Consider the following 18,960-nt stretch of genomic DNA (forward strand, 5'->3'; position numbering starts at 1 on the left):
CACCGCGCCCTGACCGGCCGCGGCAAGGCGGTCAGCCTGATGGCCATCGGCGACGACTGGCAGTCGATCTACGGCTGGCGCGGCAGCTCGCCGGAACTATTCCTCGACTTCGACCGCCACTTCCCCAGCCGCGGCAAGGCCAAGAGCCAGGTGCTGATGCTGACCACCAACTTCCGCAGCATCGAGCCGATCCTGCGCGACGCCGAGGCGCTGCTGGCGGGCGTCGCCTGCAAACAGGCCAAGCGCAGCCAGGCAGCCAAAGCCGCGCAGCCGGGCGACCACGGCGTGCGCAAAATCGACAACTTCGACCTCAGGCGTCAACTACCAGAACTGCTGCAGGAAATCGCCATGCAATGCGCGCATGTTGCCCAGCGCGGCAGCCGCGAGCGGCACGGGATAACGGGCGGCCCGCGCCATATCCTGAACGATGCCGAGATCCTTCACGAAGATCTCGACGAAGGGCCGCGGGCTGGGCAGCCCCGGCACCTGGGCCGAGTCGAACTTGAAGCTCAGGAACGCGCGCCGCGGCCCGGGCGCGCCCGAATGGCCGACACCGGTGCGCCAGTGGTTGGTGCGCAGCGTGGCGCCAGCCAGCCCCAGCAGCTGGCGCAGCACCCGGTCCTCGCCGAGCTCGGCAGAAAGCGCGGCCAGCCCGGCCTTGTCGATGTCAGACAGCCCGATGAACCACCCGGCGCTGGCGAAGCGCTTGGCGCAGGCCAGGCCGATGCCGCTGGCCGCGCCGGTGATGAAGATGCTCTTGCGACCGTTGGCGGCCATCTCGTCGTCCCTCCCGATATCCTTGTTATCGCTGATCAGATGACGAGCCGCGCAAAGGGTCAAGCGCGCGTCGCGCGATCTTGCCAGGCTTGACCATGGGCGGGAGAGCTTCCGTCGACGCCAGCCGCCGAGTCTCCGCATGACCCACGAACATCTCGACCAGCTTTCTCTGGACCTGCTGGGCCGTCCCTATGACGCGCTCAACGACGTGCAGAAGCGCGTCATCGACCTGATCCTGGCCGAACAGCCCTCGGACCCGCGGCTGCTGCTGGACGAGGACGGCACCTTCTGGACGCGCCTGGCCGACCGGGTGGCGGCGGTGGGCGGCTCGTGGGGCTTCATCGGCGGCTTCGCCCTGGCCCTGGCTTTGTGGATGGGCTGGAACCTGCTGACCAAGCCGTTGGGCCTGGTCTTCGACCCCTATCCGTTCATCTTCCTCAACCTGCTGCTCTCGACCCTGGCGGCCATCCAGGCGCCGGTGATCATGATGAGCCAGAACCGCCAGGCGGCGAAGGACCGCCTGACCGCCGAGCACGACTACGCCGTCAACCTGCGGGCCGAGCTTGAGATCATGCGGGTGATCGACAAGCTGGACGCCCTGCGCAGCGACGAGCTGATGGTGCTGTGCCGAGAGCACGCCGCGCGGCTGGCCGTGCTGCAGGACGAGGTGGCGCGTCTGCGGGCGGAGCGGGGCTAGAGCGCAATATTCTCGGCGCGATCAACTCCCGCCTTCCTGGGCCTTGTGCCCAGGACCCATCGTTCCGTCGCTGCTGATCTTGACCCGCAACCTGGGCCTCTCAGCTTGCGACGATCCTGAACGTACGAGCCGCCGCCGGCATGGGTCCTGGGCACAAGGCCCAGGAAGGCGAGCTTTTGAGTCCGAAGACCCGGTTGCATGCTCATCCGCGGCTAGAGCTTCAAGCCGAACTTTGGTCCGGCCCAGACCATCGCCGCGTAGAGCGCCATGGTCAGCAGGCAGCCGGCGGTGAGGGCGGCCCAGAACGGCGCGCCGCGCTTCAGCATCGCCGGGATCAGCAGGAACATCGGCAGGGACGGCAGCACGAACCAGAAGGTTCCGGTCGCGTGATCGGCCAGCCGCACCGGATCGCGGGTGTCGCGCCACAGCCAGATCATGCCCAGCACCGACACCAGAGGCAGCGAGGCCATGAGGCCGCCGAGGCCGGGATAGCGCTTGGCGATCTCCGCCACGGCGGCGACGATCACGCCGGACATGGCCGCCTTGATCACGAGATACAGCATGCGCTCAGCCTGGACCGATCCGACGTTCGAGCCAAGGGTGGGAACGGACGCGCGCCTCGGGTCTTAGTTTCACGCGTGTTGCGTGGGAGATTTCCGATGAGCGACCCCAAGGATCAGGAACAGCAGGACGCCCTGGCGAAGGCTTCGACCGACCGCCGGGACCAGGGCGACATCGCCGCCGATGACGCCGGCGCCACCGCGATCGGCCACCGCGTCCAAGAGGCGCTGGAGCAGGACGACGACGAGGTCCACTGCACGGACTGAGCGGACTACCCCGCCTTCGCCGCCCGCCGCAGGGCCTGGGGCGGCTGCCCGAAGGCGCGGACGAAGGCGCGGCGCATCCGTTCTGGATCGCCAAAGCCCGTTTCCAAGGCGACGTCCTCGACCTGCAGCGGCTGGCTGTCCAGCAGGGCGCGGGCGGCCTCGACCCGCAGGCGCTCGATGGCCTTTGCCGGCGTGACGCCGGTCTCCTGGGCGAAAAGGCGAGCGAAGTTGCGGGGGCTCATGGCCGCGCGGTCGGCGAGTTGCTCGACGCTGAGCGACTCCGACAGGTTCTGGCGCGCCCAGGACAGCAGGGCGTCGAAGCGGCCGGGCCTCAGGTCGATCAGGGCCGAGTGCTGCGATTGGCCGCCCGGGCGGTGGTGATAGACGACGAGCTGCTGGGCGGTGCGGCGGGCGATGGCCTCGCCCAGGTCCGCGCCGATCAAGGCCAGGGACAGGTCGATGCCGGCGGTGATGCCGGCCGAGCTCCACATCTTGCCGTCCTGGATCCAGATGCGGTCGGGTTCCAGCCGGATGTTCGGATAGCGGCGCTGGAAGTCCTGGGTTCGGCTCCAGTGCGTCGTCGCGCGCTTGCCGTCCAGCAGGCCCGCCTCGGCCAGGACATAGGTCCCCGAACAGACCGAGGCGACGCGACGCGCCTCGCGGCCGGCCTTGCGGACAAAGGCCAGGGTCTCGGGGCAGGTCGCCGGGACCTTCACCCCGTCGCCGCCAGCGACGATCAGGGTGTCCAGCGGCGGCGCGTCGCTCAGCGCCTTGGTCTGCACGACCAAGCCCGACGAGCTGAGCGTCGGCTCGCCGCGCAGCGACAGGAAATGCAGGCTGTAGGCGCCGGGCGAGAACCGTCCGCTGATCTCGAACGCGGCGATCGGGCCGGTCGCGTCCAGCAGCTGGAAGCCCGGATAGACAAGAAAGCCGATCGCGCGGGGCATGGCGAGACGCCTTGGCTGAATCCGTGGGAAATATGTCATTTCCGCCAGACGCTAATCGAACCATGTTCTCCCCGTCAACCGTGACGGAAACAACCGCATGAGCCAGCCCCTCTCCATAGTAATCGCCCTGTTCCCGGGTGTGACCCATCTGGACTTCACCGGTCCGCACCAGGTGCTGTGCCGCCTGCCGGGCGCCAAGGTCACCGTCGCCAGCCTGGCGGGCGGCGAGATCGAGGCCGACGGCCTGGTCTTCGCGCATCTGCCGAAGCTGTCGGACATAGAGGCCTGCGACGTGCTGATCGTGCCCGGCGGGTTTGGGACCACCGAGGCGATGGGCGACCGGGACTTCATCGCCGAGATCCGCCGGCTGGCGGACGGCGCGCGCTACGTCTGCTCGGTCTGCACCGGCTCGCTGGTGCTCGCGGCGGCGGGCCTGCTGAAGGGCAAGCGGGCGGCCTGCCACTGGGCTTGGCGCGATCAGCTGGCGCTGTTCGGGGCGATCCCCGATCCGTCGCGGGTGGCGCGGGACGGGCGCTACATCACCGGCGGCGGGGTCACGGCCGGCATCGACTTCGCCCTGACCCTGATCGCCGAGCTGGCGGGAGACGAGGTGGCCCAGGGGATCCAGCTGGCGGTCGAGTATGCGCCGGCGCCGCCGTTCGACGCGGGACGCCCGGAGACCGCGCCGCCGCAGGTGCTGCAGCGGATCAGCGCCTTCTATGGCTCGGCGATGGGCGAGCGGGTCGAGGCGGCGAAACAGGCGGCGGCGGCTCTTTAAGTTCCCCCCGCGATGCGGGGGAGGTGGCCCAGAGGGCCGGAGGGGGCAAGCTCGGCCCATGCGATGCTCGCCCCCTCAGTCACTCCGTGACAGCTCCCCCGCATCGCGGGGGAGCAACTTGGCTTCGCGCCTCACCCCAGCTTCACGCCCGTCATCGAGATCGCCGCGAAGACGTCGTCGTTGAAAAAGCTGATGGGCTCGCCTTGGCCCGCCGCGCCCAGCACGTAGAGCAAGGGCAGGTAGTGCTCGGCGCTATTGATCGAGGCCTCGGCGTCGGGTCCCAGGTCGCGCCAATCGATCAGGGCGTCGTGGTTGCCGGCCAGGATCAGGGCCTTGGCCTTCTGGTTGAAGCGGTCGGCCCAGGGCGGCGCCTCGGGGCGACGGAAGTCGGCGGCGCGCAGATTGTGGACGATGTCGCCGCTGCCCAGGATCATCACGCCTTCGTCGCGCAGCGGGGCCAGGCGCCTGCCCGCCTCGTAGTGCCAGCGGTCCGAGCGGCCGCGATCGAGACTGAGCTGCACCACGGGAATGTCGGCGTCGGGATACATCGGCCTCAGCACGCCCCAAGCGCCGTGGTCGAGACCGCGGGTCGGATGCTGCACGACCGGATCGGGCGACAGGAGCTCGGACACCCGCGCCGCCAGGGCCGGATCGCCGGGCGCGCGATATTGGACGTCGAACAGCGCCTGCGGAAAGCCGCCGAAGTCGTGGATCGTCTCGGGCGCGATCGCCGCGCTGACCGCCGAGGCGCCGCGCGTCTCCCAGTGGGCGCTGACCATCAGGATCGCGCGCGGGCGCGGCAGCTCACGGCCCAGGCGCGCCCAGTCGCGGCTCCAGGCGTTGTCCTCGATGGCGTTCATCGGCGAGCCGTGGCCGAGGAACAGGACGGGCATGCGGGACATGACGGCGCTCATTAGAAACAACTTGAGTTACAGATAAGGCGCGTGACGCGCCGCCGCAACTCGGCGCCGTTACGGCGGCCTTTCCCGGCGCGAGCGGCTTTGGTATGCGCGAGCCGTGACCGCGCCGCTTACACCCTCCGCCTCGACCTCGTCGGAAACCGCCTCCGCGCCGTCCGGCAAGGAAGCCGTGCGCGGCGGGGCCCTGGACTTCCTGCGGTTCCTCGCCTCCCTGCTGATCGTGGTCTACCACTACGGCGCCGAGAGCCCGATGCGGATCGAGCGCTTCGCCCAGGTGTTCTCGCGCGGCTTTCTCGCCACGGACTTCTTCCTGATGCTGTCGGGCTATGTGCTGGGCCGGGCCTATGGCGGCTCGGTGCTGAAGGGACACATCAGCACGCCGCGCTTCTGGGTCCGCCGCGCGGCGCGAGTCTGGCCGGGGCATCTGGCGGTTCTGGCGATGCTGGCCGTGCTGGTCTTGATCCTCAACGCGGTCGGCACCGACGCCCACAAGCCCAGCCGCTTCGCCTGGGACCAGCTGCCGACCCAGGCCCTGCTGGTTCACGCGTGGGGCTTTCCCAGCGACGGCTGGAACCTGCCCAGCTGGTCGTTGTCGGCGCTGATCGTCTGCTACGCGCTCTTCCCGCTATTCTGGCGAAACGTCAGCAAGATCCGCCACGCCTGGCTTTTGCCGCTGATCGGCGTGGCGGTCATGGCCGCCTTCGAGGTCCTGGCCGAGGTCGTGTTCGACCACGCCCTGGCCGACCTGCAGTTCCAGTTCGGCGTGGTGCGCGCCCTGCCGCTGTTCATCCTGGGCGTCTGCCTGGCGCGGGCCGTCGACATGCGCTGGCCCTCCGAGGGCGCCGCCAAGGCTCTGCTGTGGGGCGGCGTCGCCCTGCTGGTCGTCACCCAGCCGCTGGACCGCTACGCCCTGCCCGAACAGTGGATGTTCGACGCGCCGTCGCTCTTGGCCATCGCCATGATCGTGCTGGGCGCCGGCCGCCTGCCGGTCAAGCGCCCCCAGGCCTGGATCGAGGAGGGCGCCAAGCTGTCCTTCGCCCTGTTCATCACCCACATCTTCGTCGGGGTGATCTATTGGAGCGCCATCCACAAGCTGATCGACACCGTGCCGATCGGCATCGGCTGGCAGTGGCTGATGTGGCTGGCCGGCTTCCCGCTGGCCTATGGCGCGGCCTGGCTGTTCCACACCTATATCGACCAACCGCTGCAGGACCGACTGCAGCCGCTGCTGAGGAAGTCCTCTTAAGATCCGATCCCGGCGAACGCCGGGGCCCAGATTCATCTGGAGCGGCTTGAGGGCTCGCGCCTTCGGCCTCAGCCAACCCGCGCGCTCGGAGAATTCGATCTAGACCCCGGCATTCGCCGGGGAGGTCGGGGTTTAGGGATTTCGTTCGTCACGAAGGCCCGCTAAATCCCCCGCCATGACCCGTCACATCCCCCTGCAAGGCGTCGAGAACTTCCGCGATTTCGGCGACTATGCCGCCGGAGCGGGGCGGCTGAAGAAGGGCGTGCTGTTCCGCGCCGCCCACCAGGCCGAGGCGACCGACGAGGATCTCGACGCGCTGGCGGCCCTGGGGATCGTCACCCTGGTCGATCTGCGCCGCCCCAACGAGCGCGAGCGTTCGCCCTCGCGCCGCTGGAAAGGCTTTTCCGCCCAGGTGATCGACAACGACCTGGGCGTGACCGGGACCGACCCCTGGCTTGAGTTCATCACCAGCACGGATCTGACCGAGGACGCCGTCCACGACTACATGGACGAGTACTATCGCCGCCTGCCGTTCAAGGAGCGGCACATCGATCTCTTCCGCCGCTTCTTCTTGGCGTTGGCGGAAGGGCGGGGCCCGGCCCTGATCCACTGCGCGGCGGGCAAGGATCGCACCGGCGTGTTGGCGGCCCTGACCCACCACATCGCCGGCGTGGCCGACGATGACGTCATCGACGACTATCTGCTGACCAACGACCCCACCCGCTTCGACCGTCGGGGCCGCATCTTCATGGATCACATCCAGGAGCTGACCGGTCGTCGGCCCGACGAGGCCGCCATGCGCGCGGCCATGGGCGTCGAGGCCCGCTATCTGGCCGCGGCCTTCGCGGTGATCAAGGAAGAGTGCGGCTCGCTGGACGGCTATCTGGAGCGGGTTGTCGGGCTGAACGCGGATGCGCGCGAGCAGGTGCGGGCGCATATTTTGCTGTAGCCGATCTCCCCGGCGAATGCCGGGGTCCAGATCGAAGGCGCTGATCTAGCCGGGAAGCCCTGCCTTTTTGGCGAGTCCACCCCTGCCGCTCCGGATGAATCTGGGCCCCGGCATTCGCCGGGGAGGTCGGAGAAAATGACGCTCCAATCGGTAAGGTGACAAACGCTCGTTTAAGGTCCAGCCTCGTCGCATGGCCCCGTCAGAGGGCCGGTGACATTAGGGTGCTGTATGAGCGAGCTGGCGGGGACGCCTCCGGGCGTGAGCGAAGTCCTGGGCGAAGCGGGCGCCGAGGACGTCCTGGTCCCCAAGCCGCGAAAACGGCTCTCGCGCGGGGCGCTCAGCTGGATCCTGCACCAGGGCAGTCGCGACCCCTATGTCATCCTGGTCACCATTTATGTCTTCGCGCCGTACTTCTCGCGGGTGCTGGTCGGCGATCCGGTCAAGGGCCAGGCGGTCGTGGCCGACATCTCGACCGTCTACGGGATCATCACCGCCCTGACCGCGCCGCTGCTGGGCGCCTCGATCGAGCGCTACGGGCCGCGCAAGCCGTTCATGGCGCTGGTCCTGGCGATCATGCTGCCCATCCTGCTGGCGCTTTGGTTCGCCACCCCGGGGGGGCTTTCGGTCGGTCTGGTCGGCGCGGCCCTGATCACCCTGGGGGTGGCCTATAACCTGGGCGACGTGCTCAACAACTCGCTGCTGTCGCGGGCGGCCGAGCCCGGCCAGGAGCCTGTGCTGTCGGGCCTGGGCTACGCGGTGGCCAATGGGCTGTCGGTGTCCCTGCTGATCTTCGTGATGTGGGCCTTCGTCCTGCCGGGGCAGGTCCCCTGGTCCTTCGTGCCGTCCGCGCCGCTGTTTGGCCTCAGCCAGACAGACAACGAGCCCAGCCGCCTGGCCGGACCGCTGTCGGCGGTGGTCATGCTGCTGGGGGCGATCCCGTTCTTCCTGTGGACGCGCGACGCGGCCCGCACCGGCGTCTCCATGGGGGCGTCGCTGAAGGAGGGCGTGCGGCTGATCATCGACACCTTCGCCAATCTGAAGGGCCACGCCGAGGTCGCCAAGTTTCTTGCGGCTCGGATGTTCTACTGCGACGGCATGACGGCGATGATCATCTTCGGCGGCCTGTTCGCCGCTGGCCTGATGCGATGGGGCGAGCTGGAGATGCTGGCCTACGGCATATCGCTGTCGGTGTTCGGCGTGCTGGGCGGCTTGCTGGCGCCGGTGCTGGATCGCACCCTGGGCCCGCGCCGCGCCGTCCAGGCCGAGATCATCGGCTGCATCCTGATGCTGCTGGGCATGATCGGCACCAACCGGGAGAAGATCCTGTACCTCTGGCCGTGGCCGGCGGGGTCCCATCCGCCGGTCTGGAACGGGCCGCTGTTCCAGACCTTGCCGGAGCTCGTCTATCTGGGCTGCAGCCTGCTGATCGCGGTGTTCGTCACGGCGCAATACGCCTCGAGCCGAACCTTGCTGGTGCGCCTGGCGCCGCCCGATCGCATGGCGGCCTTCTTTGGCCTGTTCTCGCTGTCCGGCACGGCGACGGTCTGGCTGGGCTCGCTGCTGGTGGCCCTGGCGACCAAGCTGGCCCAGGCCCAGGTGGCCGGCTTCATCCCGATCGCGGGGCTGATGCTGGTGGGGCTGGTGGGGCTCTCGACCGTGAAGGGCGGGGGACGGGAGGGCTAATTCCTCCCCCGCGATGCGGGGGAGGTGGCCCAGAGGGCCGGAGGGGGCTAGCGCGGCCGACTTCCAGCTTGCCCCCTCAGTCGCTCCGCGACAGCTCCCCCGCATCGCGGGGGAGCATCTGGCGCGCCGCCTTCCGGCCCTGCTATCACCACCCCATGCGCCGCGTCGCCATCCTCACCGCCCCCTGGCGCGAGCCGGTCTGGGCCATGGCGCCCTTCCGGGACGAGCCTTATGCCTGCGCGCTGATGTCGGGCGGGCAAGGCGGGCGGTGGTCCTATCTGTTGCGCGCGCCGGACGCGACCTTCAGCCTGGCCTCCGACGATGCTTCCGACCCGTTCAAAGCGCTCTCCGACCTGCTGGGACCGCGCCAGCCGAGCGACCCCGACGGCCCGCCGTTCCAAGGGGGCGTGGTGGGCCTGGCCGTCTACGAACTGGGCGATCGGATCGAGGACCTCGGCCTCGCACGCTCCGACTGGCCGGACCTGACCTGCGCCCGCTATCCGGCTCTCTTGGCCTTCGACCATCACGCCCGCCAGGTGCTGGCGATCGGCCGCGGCGCGACCGACGGCGAGGCGGACGCTCGGGCCCGCGACGCCCTGACCTGGCTCGACGCTCCCGTCGCCCCGCACCGAGAGCCCAAGGGCCCCCTGTGCCCAGACCTCGCCGCCGACGATCCCGCGGCTTACGAAGCCGCCGTCGGCGAGGTGGTCGAGCGCATCCGGGCCGGCGAAATCTTCCAGGCCAATATCGCCCGCGCCTGGACGGGTCGCCTCGCGCCCGGAGCCGATCCGTTCGACCTGTTCACGCGCCTGCGCGGCCAGAGCCCCGCGCCGTTCGCGGCCTATCTGCGGCTGCCGGGGCGGGCGATGGTCTCCAACTCGCCCGAGCGGTTCCTGAAGGTCCAGCCCGACGGCGCGATCGAGACCAAGCCGATCAAGGGCACGCGGCCCCGCGACCGCGACCCGGCCCGCGACCTGGCCCTGGCGGCCGAGCTGCTGGCCAGCGACAAGGACCGGGCCGAGAACCTGATGATCGTCGATCTGATGCGCAACGACCTGGCGCGGGTCAGTTCGCCGGGCAGCGTCCGCGCCCCGGACCTCTTCAGGATCGAGAGCTTCGCCAACGTTCACCACCTGGTCTCTACGGTCACCGCGCGGCTCGCGGAGAGGCGCGGTGTCGCCGACCTGTTGCGGGCCAGTTTCCCGCCCGGCTCGATCACCGGCGCGCCCAAGGTGCAGGCCATGAAGGTGATCGCGGGGCTGGAGGCGCCGCGCGGTCCCTACTGCGGCTCCCTATTCTGGGTGGGTCATGATGGCGCACTCGACTCCAGCGTGTTGATCCGCACCGTCGCCTTGGTCGAGGATGCCGGCGGCTGGCGGGTCGAGGCGCGCGCCGGCGCGGGCATCGTCGCCGACAGCGACCCGCGCGCCGAGCGTCTGGAGACCGAGGCCAAGATCGCCGCCATCCGGCGCGCGCTGACGGAGAGCCTCGGATGATCGCTCACGACGCCATTCCCTTCGATGATCGGGGCCTGCTGCTGGGCGAGGGGCTGTTCGAGACCCTGCTGGCGCTGGACGGCGAGATCCGCCACCTCGACGAGCACCTCGATCGCATGGCCGGCGGCTGCGCGGTGCTGGGCCTGCCCTTTGATCGGGCCGAGGCGGAGGGGCTGTGCCGCCGCATGGTCCCGGCGACGGGGCGCGTGGCGCTGCGCCTGACCCTGACTGGCGGTTCGGGCGGACGTGGGCTGGACCGCCCCGCCGACCTGACGCCCCGACTGTTCGCGCGGGTCGCGGCGGTGGCGCCGGTGACGACGCCGGCGCGGGCCATCGTCTCCAGTGTCCGCCGCAACGAAGGCTCTCCGGCCAGTCGCCTGAAGACCCTCTCGTATGTCGACAGCGTCCTGGCCCGGACCGAGGCGGTCGCCGCCGGGGCCGACGAGGCGGTGATGCTGAACAACCGCGGCCATGTAGTCTGCGGCGCGGCGGCCAATCTTTTCTGGGTCGCGGGTGGGCGCTTGTTCACGCCGGCGCTGGATTGCGGCGTGCTGCCCGGCATCACCCGGGCCCGACTTCTGGCGGCGCAGGCCGTCGAGGAAGTCGCCGTGGGGCCAGAGGCGCTGGAGCGCGCCGAAGCCGTATTCCTGACCAACAGCCTGATCGGCGTGCGTCCCGTCTCGCGCCTGGGCGATCGGGCGTTCGAGGCCCATCCGCTGGTCGAGCGCCTGCGCTCGGCGCTTCCAGCCTAGCTCGCCGCCGACCACAACACCGCGTCCACCCGGCGTGGCCGCAGATAGAGCGTGCGGTTGAAGGTCAGCGGCTTGGGCAGGATCAGCTGGATCGGCGAGCTGTAGACATAGGCCGTTCGCGCCAGGATCACGCTCTTGTTGGCGGACAGCACGGCCGCCGGCACGTCGGTCAGCACCGCGCCCTGCGCCGGGCAGTTGGTCATGCCCGCCTCGGATGCGCGCGACCAGGCCACGGTGTTCTTGCCATTGGCGTCGGAGACGATGCTGGCGACGCACATCTTCAGGCCGGTCGTCGGGAAGGGCGACATGATGATCGCGCCGATATTGAAGACATCCGTCGTCCGGCTGGGGCCCGTCTGCGACGCCTGGGCCGTCAGGTCGCCGATCGAGGACGTGATGTTCGACACCCGGCGCTGAGCCATCATCGCCTGGGTCAGTTCGGCCATGCCGCAGTACATGACGATCAGCAACGGCGCGACCAGCGCGAACTCCACGGCGGACGCGCCGCGCCGATCGCGCCAGAACCGTCGCGGGAATGGCCGGCGGCGCCTCATTGCTCGTAAGGCTCGTTCATGAAGGCGGTGGCGGCGTAGATGATCCGCTTGCCATTGGCGCTCTGCAGCCCGGTCTGCATCAGGGGCGTGACGAGCGGCCAGGTATAGTAGCCGCGCACCAGAACGATCGAACCGGCCTTGCCAGGATCCCAGGCGACGGGGTCGGGTACGGTCCCATCGGCGTTCGAAGCGCTGACGCTGGCGAAATCGGCATAGGTGCGGACGTCCAGCGCCAGGGCGCCGGCGCAGCGGTCGCCCAGCCAGCTCATCCTGGCGCAGACGGCCGTCTTGAAATCCGCCGCCGTGATTTTGGCGGTCTGGGCTTCGCCCGTCCGGATGGTGCGGCCGGCGTCGATGATGGCGTTCTCCAGGGTCAGCGAGACCAGGAACACCAGCCCTAGCTCGATCATCGCCATGACCAGGATCAGGAATGGAAGCGAGACGAGGGCGAATTCGACAGCGGTCGCCCCGCGTTCGGCGCGCGCGAACCGCGCCGCGACGCGAACAAGGCGCAGCCTCGCCAGCCGGCGCCCGACGCCTTCAAGGCGTGCGCGATCGAGGAGGGGGCGATGAGCCATGCGGAGCGGCGCCTCGTGAACGAACCGCGAGCCTAGGCGGAACGGCCCTAATCACTGGTTAGAGAAGGCGGGCGTTTTTTGGCGATCAGGGGGGAGAGCCGGCCGCCGGTGGACCCAGGCGCGTGCACTGACGACCGCAGGCGTAGGTGCTGGCCGAGGCGCCGCGATAGACGGTCACGGCGCCGCCGCCGCCTTCCGACACCACGACCTGGCGATCGGTCAGGGGGCGGCCGCCGGGGCCGAAGACCAGCAGGCTGGTGACGCCGGGCCGCTTGCCCAGCACGACCAGGGCGCGGTCGCTGACCACGCTGACGTCGGCGACGTCGGGATCGCCGATCACCACGTCGCGCACCGCGCCATCCATCGACAAGGAGATCGCCTGGCCCGCCGCGACGGGCAGGGCGCGCGACTGCGCCGAAGCCTCGACGCTCCAGGCGGCCAGAAGCGCGGCAAAGATGAACGGGAAGCGACGCATGGAATGCCTTGGACGGGTGCCAACGTCCTCCAGGATCGGACGGATTGGTCAATAAAGGCCTAAGAGCCGTCTTCGAGCATGCCTGCTTGATTTGGAAAAGCTTCGCTAAATCAGGCGTTTGGCGTGGATTTTGGCCTTATGGTTAAGTCTTGATAATGGTAAATTCGAATAAACTTAGCTAAATATGAAATAAACCATTTCCAATTTACTACCAATTAAGTGCGGGGCGAGAAGTTGATCGTGTTCTCGGAGGGGTGGCAAGTCGAGCTGACTTGGAAACCTCAACTCACAAGCCCTGGTTTTGGAGACCAAGTCATGACCAAGTTCGTCACGCGCTTCCTGAAGGATGAATCCGGCGCCACGGCCATTGAATACGGCCTGATCGTCGCCCTGATCGCCGTTGTGATCGTGACCGCCGTCACGAGCCTCGGCGACAAGCTGAACACCAAACTCACCGCGGCGGGCGAAGCGATCGAAAAGACCCCCGCTCAGACCGGCAACTAAGCGCCAGGTTCGGAAGAGCTGTATTGAAAAGGCCGGGCTTGTCCCGGCCTTTTTATTTGGCCTGAATTCCACACGAGTCCAATTTTACTTGGTAACCTGCAATTAACCTCAGTGAATAACGCGAAATTCATGGCGCTGGGCGTAGGTTGGCTTCATCAGATCCCTCTCTGGAAATCGCGCTGTGACCCAACTGATCAAGGCCTTCGCCAAGGATGAAACTGGCGTCGCGGGCATCCAATACGGCCTGTTCGTCGCCCTGATCGCGGCTGTGACCATGGTCTGCGTCACGGGTCTGGGCATTGTGTTCAGCCCCGGCGCGCGCGTCACCGGCCTGGGCCTCGGGCTCGGCGACTAGAGAACAGGGATTTCGCTCGGGAAGCGGGAGGCCGCGACGCTCAGGCGTCGCGGCTTTTTTGTGTTTGGGGAAACCCTTACTTCACGGGTGTCATCGCACGATGTGGCGGTTCCCACTCAGGCGCGCGACGTAATGCAGGCTCTCCACATCTTGCTGCTGATGGTCTTTCCGGCCCTGGCCATCGTGGGGGCGCTGAAGGACCTGACCAGCTATACGATCCCCAACTGGGTGTCCCTGGCCCTGGTCGTCGCCTTTGTTCCGGCGGCTCTCGCCAGCGGCGCCAGCCTTTCGGCGATCGGCCTTTGCCTGGCCGTCGGCTTCGCCGCGCTGGTGCTGGGCATGGGCATGTTCGCGGTCGGCTGGATCGGCGGCGGCGACGGCAAGCTGCTGGCCGCCTGCGCGCTGTGGATGGGCTGGCCGGCGGTGGCCCCGTTCCTGCTGTACACCGCTCTGGCCGGCGGCGCGCTGACCTTCGCTGTCCTGGCCCTGCGCTCGGGCTGGGTCGCGCCGCTCGTGGCGGGAGGGCCTGTCTGGGTGCGTCGGCTGGGTCAGCCGGGCGGTGATTTGCCCTACGGCGTCGCCATCGCCGCGGGCGCCCTGATCGCGTTCCCAAAAGCGCTTTTGGCTCAAGGCGTTCTGGGCTGAGGCCGCGACAGCTGGCCGCAGGCGGACGGGCCGGCGTTAACCGGAATTTCAGTCCTCGTTAACTATAAGCGGACGACCATGCGCTTCGGTCAGAAAGGCCAAGACTGAATCGCGCGTGCTCGCCCGGAGGCGGCCCCGGTTTTCCAGAGTGACCGCACGAGTTCCGCCCGCGCATGAGCCCCGTCCGCCTCCTGATCGTCCTGATCGCCGCCGTGTCGGCAATCTGCATGGCCGTGGTGCTGCAGCGCGCCCTGGGCGGCAAGGCTGAAAAGCCCAGCGCCATCGCCGCGCCCGCGGCGGCGCCGGCCAAGCCGATGACTCAGGTGCTGGTGGCCAAGCACGACCTCGCCGTCGGCGCGCGTCTGGGCGAAGCCGATATCGGCTGGCAGGCCTGGCCCTCCGACTCCGTCAATGCGGCCTTCATCACCAACGGCGCGGCCCCGAGCGGCGGCATGGCCGAGGGCGCTGTCGCGCAGGCCAAGGCCGCCGTGACCGGTCAGATCATTGGCGGCGATCCCGCCAGGGCGCTGGACGGCGCCATTGTCCGCGATCCCATCCTGGCTGGCGAACCGATCACCGCGCGCAAGATCGTGCGGGGCGGGGAGGGCGGCTATCTTTCGGTCGTGCTCACCCCGGGCAAGCGGGCCGTGGCGGTGCCGGTCTCGGCCGACACCACCGCCGGCGGGTTCATCCTGCCCGGCGATCGGGTCGATGTGATCGCGACGCGAGATGCGCCGATGCCGGCGGGCGGCGGGCGGGTCATCGTCGGCGAGACGGTGATGCGCAACGTCCGCGTCCTGGCGCTGGATCAAAAGACCACCGCCGACAAGGACGCCAAGACCATGGTCGCCACGACCGCCACGCTGGAGGTCGGCGGGGCCGAGGCTGAAGCCTTGGCGGCCGCCAAGGCCGGCGGCCCGGTCACCCTGGCCCTGCGCGCCTATACCGACGCCGGCGCGCCGTCCGGCGGCGTGGCCGCGCCGGCCGAGGCCGCCGCCGTGCGGATCAATCGCGGCGGCCAGACCACCATCATGGCGGTGCGACCGTGAGCCGCCCGCTGCTGACCATCCATATCGCCGCCCTGCTGGGCATGAGCACCGCGACGCCCGTCTTCGGCGACGGGCCCGCGCCCGGCACGCATGTCTATCAGACGGCGCCACGCGCGGCGTCGCGTCCGGTCGCGCCCGCGGCCGCTCCCGCGTCCATGAACGGACAGGTCGCGCGCGTCGTGCTGACGGCCGACCAGACCGCCGCGACCCTGGAGCTCGCCAAGGGCAAGTCCGCGATCGTCGAGCTGCCATCCGACGTCCGCGACCTCCTGGTCACCAGCCCCACCGTCGCCGACGCGGTGCTGCGCGACCGCCGGCGCGTCTATATCGTCGGCCTGGCCGAGGGCGTCACCGACGCGGCCTTCTTCGACGACGCCGGCCGCCGGATCCTGTCGCTGTCCATCAAGGTCGCCCAGCCCGTCGACCAGCTGGCCGACACGCTAAACCGGGTATTGCCCGAGGCGAAGATCGAGGTTCGACCGATCCGCGACAGCGTGGTGCTGAGCGGCGTGGTCCGCACGGCCGCCCAGTCCGAGTCCGCCGCCCGCATCGCCGCCCAGTATGTCGGCGGCCCGGACAAGGTGCTCAACATGCTGAGCATCGCGGGCAAGGACCAGGTGATGCTGCAGGTCCGCATCGTCGAGGTTCAACGCAACGTCATCAAGCAGCTGGGCGTCTCGACGGACAACCTGCTCAACGACGGCTTCAAGTCCTACACCCTGGGGCGCGAGAACACGTTCGGCGTCAACGGCGCTCTGCTGGGCGGGGGCGGCGCCTGCTATGGCCGCGACAATCTTCGCAAGAACAGCCTCAGCACCAGCAGCAACAGCTCCAGCCAGACCTCGACCAACGCTTCGACCGGCGTTCCCGGCAACGGGACCTCCAGCGCGGTGACGGACGCCCTGACGAGCGCCGCCTCCAGCGCTTGGTCGACCGCCACCGGCAACACGCTGAACGCCTGCCTGGCCGCCTTCGAGCGCGTGGGCCTGGTCCGCACCCTGGCGGAGCCGAACCTGACGGCGGTTTCGGGCGAGGCCGGCCGGTTCCTGGTCGGCGGCGAGTTCCCGGTGCCGACCGGCAGCGACAACACCGGCAGGATCTCGATCGAGTTCAAGCCGTACGGGGTTGGTCTGGGCTACACGCCCGTCGTGATGTCGGGCGCCCGGATTTCGCTGAAGCTGTCCACCGAAGTCTCGGAGCTCTCCAGCCTGGGCGCCTTCACGCTCAGCAACGGGACGGCGTCGCGCTCGCTGACCGTGCCCGGCCTTTCGGTTCGCCGCGCCGAGACCACCGTCGAGCTGCCGTCCGGCGGCTCGCTGATGATCGCCGGCCTGCTGCAGCAGACAACGCGCCAGGCCATCGACTCCCTGCCGGGCATGACCAGCATGCCGATCCTGGGGTCTCTGTTCCGTTCGCGTGACTTCCTGAACGGCGAGACCGAGCTCGTCATCATCGTCACGCCGTACATCGTCGACCCGACCAAGCCGAAGACCCTGCAGACCCCAGCCGACGGCTTGAGTGTGGCCGGGGACATGGGCGCGGTGCTGCTGGGCCGGCTGAATCAGGTCGTCAAGGCGCCGCCGGGCGCCAACGCGGGGCGCGCGTATCAGGGCCCCGTGGGCTATGTGATCGAGTAGGCCGCCATGACGCGTAGCGCTTCTCTCAAGACCCTCCTGGAGACCGGCCTCTGGCTCGCCGCGGCGGCGAGCCTCTCCGCGTGCGCCGCCGCGCCGGCTCCCAGCCCGCAACCGATGGCCGCGACCGAGACGCAGGTTTGGGCCGAGCGGGTCAAGGTGACGCCGACGCCCGACGAGATCGTGCTGGCGGTCCACGCCACGGGACTATCGGACAACCAGCGCGCGGCCCTGCAGGCGCTGGTCGGACGCTGGCTGCAAGAAGAGGGGCGGGAGCTTGTCGTCACCGCGCCCAGCGACGCCGGGGCCATGGCCGTCCAGGTGCGCGAGCGCCTGATCTTCCTCGGCGCGCCGGCCGCCCAGGTCCGCATCGTCGGCGCCGATCCGGCGGCGGCTCGCGAGGCCGTCCTGCGCGTCGGCTTCGTGCGCTACGAGGCCCAGATTCCCAAGTGCGGCCAGGGCTGGGAGAACCTCGCCGCCACGCGCGACAACAAGGCCCATGAGAATTTCGGCTGCGCGGTCGCCGCCAACATGGCCGCTCAGGTCGCCAACCCCGAGGACCTGGTTCGGCCGCGCGACATGACCGCGCCCGACGCGGGCCGCCGCGACACCGTGCTGGGCAAGTATCGGCGCGGCCAGACCACGAGCGCGGCGCGCGACGACCAGGCCAGCGGCACGTTGTCCAAGGCGATCCCCTGATGGCGCCGGCCGACAACGATCCTTTCAACCTGGGGCTCGAGGACGCCGAGAGCTTCACGACGGGCGCGTCCGATCCCTGGCGCGCCTCGGCGCTGCCGGCGTTGGAGCCGACCCTGGGCGGGTTCGAGGACCCCTTGGCGCCGCGCCCGTCCGCGACGAGCGACGCCGCCCCGTCGCTGATCCCCGACGCCGGAACGGCTGACGCGGTGATCCCGCGCGTGACCGTCCACGCCTTCTGCGCCCGCACCGAGACCGCGGGCGTGCTGGAGCAGGCCGCCAAGGACAGGCGGATGGCGCGCGCGACCACCGTGGTCCGGATGGGCGGTCTGGCCGCCGCCGTCGACCACTACCAGGAACAGCCGACGCCTTCGCTGGTGCTGGTCGAGTGCCTGGACGACGCCCAGCGCCTGCTGCACCGCCTGGACGCTCTGGCCCAGGTCTGCGACGCCGGGACCAAGGTGGTGGTGATCGGCCAGGCCAACGACATCGCCCTCTATCGCGAGCTGATGCGGCGGGGCGTCAGCGAGTACCTGACCCCGCCGCTGTCGGCCCTGTCGGTGATCCGCGCGATCGCCGACCTCTATGCCGATCCCGCCGCGCCGTTCGTCGGCCGCCAAGTGGCGTTCGTCGGGGCCAAGGGCGGTGTCGGCGCCTCGACCCTGGCGCACAACTTCGCCTGGACGATGTCCGAGCGGCTGCAGACGGCGACCGTGCTGGCCGACCTGGATCTCGCCTTCGGCACCGCCGGCCTCGACTTCAACCAGGACCCGGTGCAGGGCGTGTTCGACGCGCTGAGCCAGCCCGACCGCCTGGACCCGGTGCTGATGGACCGGATGATGGTCCGCTGCGGCGATCGCCTGTCGTTGTTCGCCGCGCCCGCCACCCTCGACGACGACTACGAGATCGGGGCCGACGCCTTCGACGAGGTCACTCACCGCATCCGCGCCGCCGCGCCCTATGTGGTTCTGGACCTGCCGCACGTCTGGAGCGCCTGGACCCGCCGGGTGCTGCTGGGCTCCGATGAGCTGGTGGTCGTGGCGACGCCGGACCTAGCCTCCTTGCGTAACGCCAAGAACATCATCGACCTGGTGCGCGCCGCCCGCCCGAACGACGCCCCGCCGCGCCTTGTCCTGAACCAGGTCGGCGTGCCCGGCCGGCCTGAGATCCCGGTGAAGGACTTCGGCGACGCCCTGGGCTTGCAGCCCTCGCTGGTGCTGCCGTTCGATCCCAAGCCCTACGGCCTGGCGGCCAACAACGGCCAGATGCTGGCCGAGATCGCGCCGCGCTCCAAGGCCGCCGAGGGGATCGAGCAGCTGGCAAGGCTGATCAGCCGCCGCGAGCCGCCGACGACCCCGAAGGCCTCGCTGCTGTCGGCGCTGTTCAAGAAGACCTGAG

General features: G+C 69.3%; 23 protein-coding genes and 1 pseudogene. 15 read left to right on the forward strand and 9 right to left on the reverse strand.

Annotated features, from left to right (window positions below):
- Nucleotides 1-96: 96 nt before the first annotated feature.
- A complete protein-coding gene (locus Q0379_RS08560) occupies nucleotides 97-321 on the reverse strand; it encodes a hypothetical protein (RefSeq protein WP_299007086.1) in 225 nt (74 codons plus the stop codon).
- Nucleotides 322-777, reverse strand: coding sequence for an SDR family NAD(P)-dependent oxidoreductase (locus tag Q0379_RS08565; RefSeq protein WP_299007089.1), 456 nt, complete (start codon nucleotides 775-777; stop codon nucleotides 322-324). It lies immediately after the preceding gene.
- A 139-nt stretch (nucleotides 778-916) separates the two neighbouring features.
- Here Q0379_RS08565 and Q0379_RS08570 point away from each other — a divergent pair, with 139 nt between their 5' ends.
- The gene (locus Q0379_RS08570; protein ID WP_299007092.1) at nucleotides 917-1,474 is read left to right on the forward strand and encodes a DUF1003 domain-containing protein; all 558 of its coding nucleotides are present in this window, start codon (nucleotides 917-919) and stop codon (nucleotides 1,472-1,474) included.
- 212 nt (nucleotides 1,475-1,686) lie between these two features.
- Here the strand turns inward: Q0379_RS08570 and Q0379_RS08575 are convergent, their stop codons facing one another.
- Nucleotides 1,687-2,037 (reverse strand): DUF3147 family protein, encoded by a 351-nt coding sequence (locus Q0379_RS08575; RefSeq protein ID WP_299007094.1) that lies wholly within the window; start codon nucleotides 2,035-2,037, stop codon nucleotides 1,687-1,689.
- Nucleotides 2,038-2,133: 96 nt separating this feature from the next.
- Between Q0379_RS08575 and Q0379_RS08580 the strand changes: the two genes are divergently transcribed.
- Nucleotides 2,134-2,301 (forward strand): hypothetical protein, encoded by a 168-nt coding sequence (locus Q0379_RS08580; protein WP_299007097.1) that lies wholly within the window; start codon nucleotides 2,134-2,136, stop codon nucleotides 2,299-2,301.
- A gap of 5 nt (nucleotides 2,302-2,306) precedes the next feature.
- On the opposite strand, the gene Q0379_RS08585 is transcribed toward Q0379_RS08580, so the two are convergent.
- Nucleotides 2,307-3,248, reverse strand: coding sequence for a GlxA family transcriptional regulator (locus Q0379_RS08585; protein ID WP_299007100.1), 942 nt, complete (start codon nucleotides 3,246-3,248; stop codon nucleotides 2,307-2,309).
- A 97-nt stretch (nucleotides 3,249-3,345) separates the two neighbouring features.
- Here Q0379_RS08585 and Q0379_RS08590 point away from each other — a divergent pair, with 97 nt between their 5' ends.
- Nucleotides 3,346-4,026, forward strand: a complete 681-nt coding sequence (locus tag Q0379_RS08590) for a DJ-1/PfpI family protein (protein WP_299007103.1) — start codon at nucleotides 3,346-3,348, stop codon at nucleotides 4,024-4,026.
- 131 nt (nucleotides 4,027-4,157) lie between these two features.
- Here the strand turns inward: Q0379_RS08590 and ygiD are convergent, their stop codons facing one another.
- Complete coding sequence (ygiD, locus tag Q0379_RS08595; protein ID WP_299007106.1) at nucleotides 4,158-4,928, reverse strand: 4,5-DOPA dioxygenase extradiol; 771 nt, start codon at nucleotides 4,926-4,928, stop codon at nucleotides 4,158-4,160.
- Nucleotides 4,929-5,043: 115 nt separating this feature from the next.
- On the opposite strand from ygiD, the gene Q0379_RS08600 reads away from it, so the two are divergent.
- A complete protein-coding gene (locus tag Q0379_RS08600) occupies nucleotides 5,044-6,192 on the forward strand; it encodes an acyltransferase (RefSeq protein ID WP_299007109.1) in 1,149 nt (382 codons plus the stop codon).
- 7 nt (nucleotides 6,193-6,199) lie between these two features.
- Here the strand turns inward: Q0379_RS08600 and Q0379_RS08605 are convergent.
- Nucleotides 6,200-6,320 (reverse strand): annotated as a pseudogene (locus Q0379_RS08605) (hypothetical protein); the annotation flags it as partial.
- A gap of 47 nt (nucleotides 6,321-6,367) precedes the next feature.
- Here Q0379_RS08605 and Q0379_RS08610 point away from each other — a divergent pair.
- The 4 genes from Q0379_RS08610 to Q0379_RS08625 all read left to right on the forward strand — a co-directional run bounded on the left by Q0379_RS08610 (nucleotide 6,368) and on the right by Q0379_RS08625 (nucleotide 11,072).
- Nucleotides 6,368-7,141: a tyrosine-protein phosphatase gene (locus tag Q0379_RS08610; protein ID WP_299007112.1), complete on the forward strand. Its 774-nt coding sequence runs from the start codon at nucleotides 6,368-6,370 to the stop codon at nucleotides 7,139-7,141.
- Nucleotides 7,142-7,369: 228 nt separating this feature from the next.
- Entirely contained in the window at nucleotides 7,370-8,824 is a 1,455-nt protein-coding gene (locus Q0379_RS08615) for an MFS transporter (protein WP_299007115.1), read from the forward strand.
- Between the two features lie 155 nt (nucleotides 8,825-8,979).
- Entirely contained in the window at nucleotides 8,980-10,320 is a 1,341-nt protein-coding gene (pabB, locus tag Q0379_RS08620; protein WP_299007118.1) for an aminodeoxychorismate synthase, component I, read from the forward strand.
- Entirely contained in the window at nucleotides 10,317-11,072 is a 756-nt protein-coding gene (locus tag Q0379_RS08625; RefSeq protein ID WP_299007121.1) for an aminotransferase class IV, read from the forward strand. The genes pabB and Q0379_RS08625 overlap by 4 nt, the downstream gene beginning before the upstream one ends.
- Here Q0379_RS08625 and Q0379_RS08630 read toward each other — a convergent pair.
- From Q0379_RS08630 to Q0379_RS08640, 3 genes are all read right to left on the reverse strand, one after another.
- Complete coding sequence (locus tag Q0379_RS08630) at nucleotides 11,069-11,626, reverse strand: TadE/TadG family type IV pilus assembly protein (protein WP_299007124.1); 558 nt, start codon at nucleotides 11,624-11,626, stop codon at nucleotides 11,069-11,071. The two genes, Q0379_RS08625 and Q0379_RS08630, sit on opposite strands and share 4 nt — an antisense overlap.
- A complete protein-coding gene (locus tag Q0379_RS08635; protein ID WP_299007127.1) occupies nucleotides 11,623-12,204 on the reverse strand; it encodes a TadE/TadG family type IV pilus assembly protein in 582 nt (193 codons plus the stop codon). The genes Q0379_RS08630 and Q0379_RS08635 overlap by 4 nt, the downstream gene beginning before the upstream one ends.
- Nucleotides 12,205-12,289: 85 nt before the next feature.
- The gene (locus Q0379_RS08640; RefSeq protein ID WP_366519305.1) at nucleotides 12,290-12,679 is read right to left on the reverse strand and encodes a pilus assembly protein N-terminal domain-containing protein; all 390 of its coding nucleotides are present in this window, start codon (nucleotides 12,677-12,679) and stop codon (nucleotides 12,290-12,292) included.
- A gap of 315 nt (nucleotides 12,680-12,994) precedes the next feature.
- Between Q0379_RS08640 and Q0379_RS08645 the strand changes: the two genes are divergently transcribed.
- The 7 genes from Q0379_RS08645 to Q0379_RS08675 all read left to right on the forward strand — a co-directional run bounded on the left by Q0379_RS08645 (nucleotide 12,995) and on the right by Q0379_RS08675 (nucleotide 18,959).
- Complete coding sequence (locus Q0379_RS08645) at nucleotides 12,995-13,183, forward strand: Flp family type IVb pilin (protein WP_299007131.1); 189 nt, start codon at nucleotides 12,995-12,997, stop codon at nucleotides 13,181-13,183.
- A gap of 181 nt (nucleotides 13,184-13,364) precedes the next feature.
- On the forward strand, nucleotides 13,365-13,538 hold the full coding sequence (locus tag Q0379_RS08650; protein ID WP_299007134.1) for a Flp family type IVb pilin: 174 nt from the start codon (nucleotides 13,365-13,367) through the stop codon (nucleotides 13,536-13,538).
- Between the two features lie 132 nt (nucleotides 13,539-13,670).
- Nucleotides 13,671-14,183, forward strand: a complete 513-nt coding sequence (locus tag Q0379_RS08655) for a prepilin peptidase (protein ID WP_299007138.1) — start codon at nucleotides 13,671-13,673, stop codon at nucleotides 14,181-14,183.
- Nucleotides 14,184-14,356: 173 nt separating this feature from the next.
- A complete protein-coding gene (gene cpaB / locus Q0379_RS08660) occupies nucleotides 14,357-15,232 on the forward strand; it encodes a Flp pilus assembly protein CpaB (protein ID WP_299007140.1) in 876 nt (291 codons plus the stop codon).
- A complete protein-coding gene (locus tag Q0379_RS08665) occupies nucleotides 15,229-16,869 on the forward strand; it encodes a type II and III secretion system protein family protein (RefSeq protein WP_299007143.1) in 1,641 nt (546 codons plus the stop codon). The genes cpaB and Q0379_RS08665 overlap by 4 nt, the downstream gene beginning before the upstream one ends.
- Nucleotides 16,870-16,875: 6 nt before the next feature.
- The gene (locus Q0379_RS08670; RefSeq protein ID WP_299007145.1) at nucleotides 16,876-17,565 is read left to right on the forward strand and encodes a CpaD family pilus assembly lipoprotein; all 690 of its coding nucleotides are present in this window, start codon (nucleotides 16,876-16,878) and stop codon (nucleotides 17,563-17,565) included.
- Nucleotides 17,565-18,959 (forward strand): CpaE family protein, encoded by a 1,395-nt coding sequence (locus tag Q0379_RS08675; RefSeq protein ID WP_299007148.1) that lies wholly within the window; start codon nucleotides 17,565-17,567, stop codon nucleotides 18,957-18,959. The genes Q0379_RS08670 and Q0379_RS08675 overlap by 1 nt, the downstream gene beginning before the upstream one ends.
- Nucleotide 18,960 lies beyond the last annotated feature (1 nt).

The organism is uncultured Caulobacter sp., from assembly GCF_937900395.1.
Taxonomy (GTDB): Bacteria; Pseudomonadota; Alphaproteobacteria; order Caulobacterales; family Caulobacteraceae; genus Caulobacter.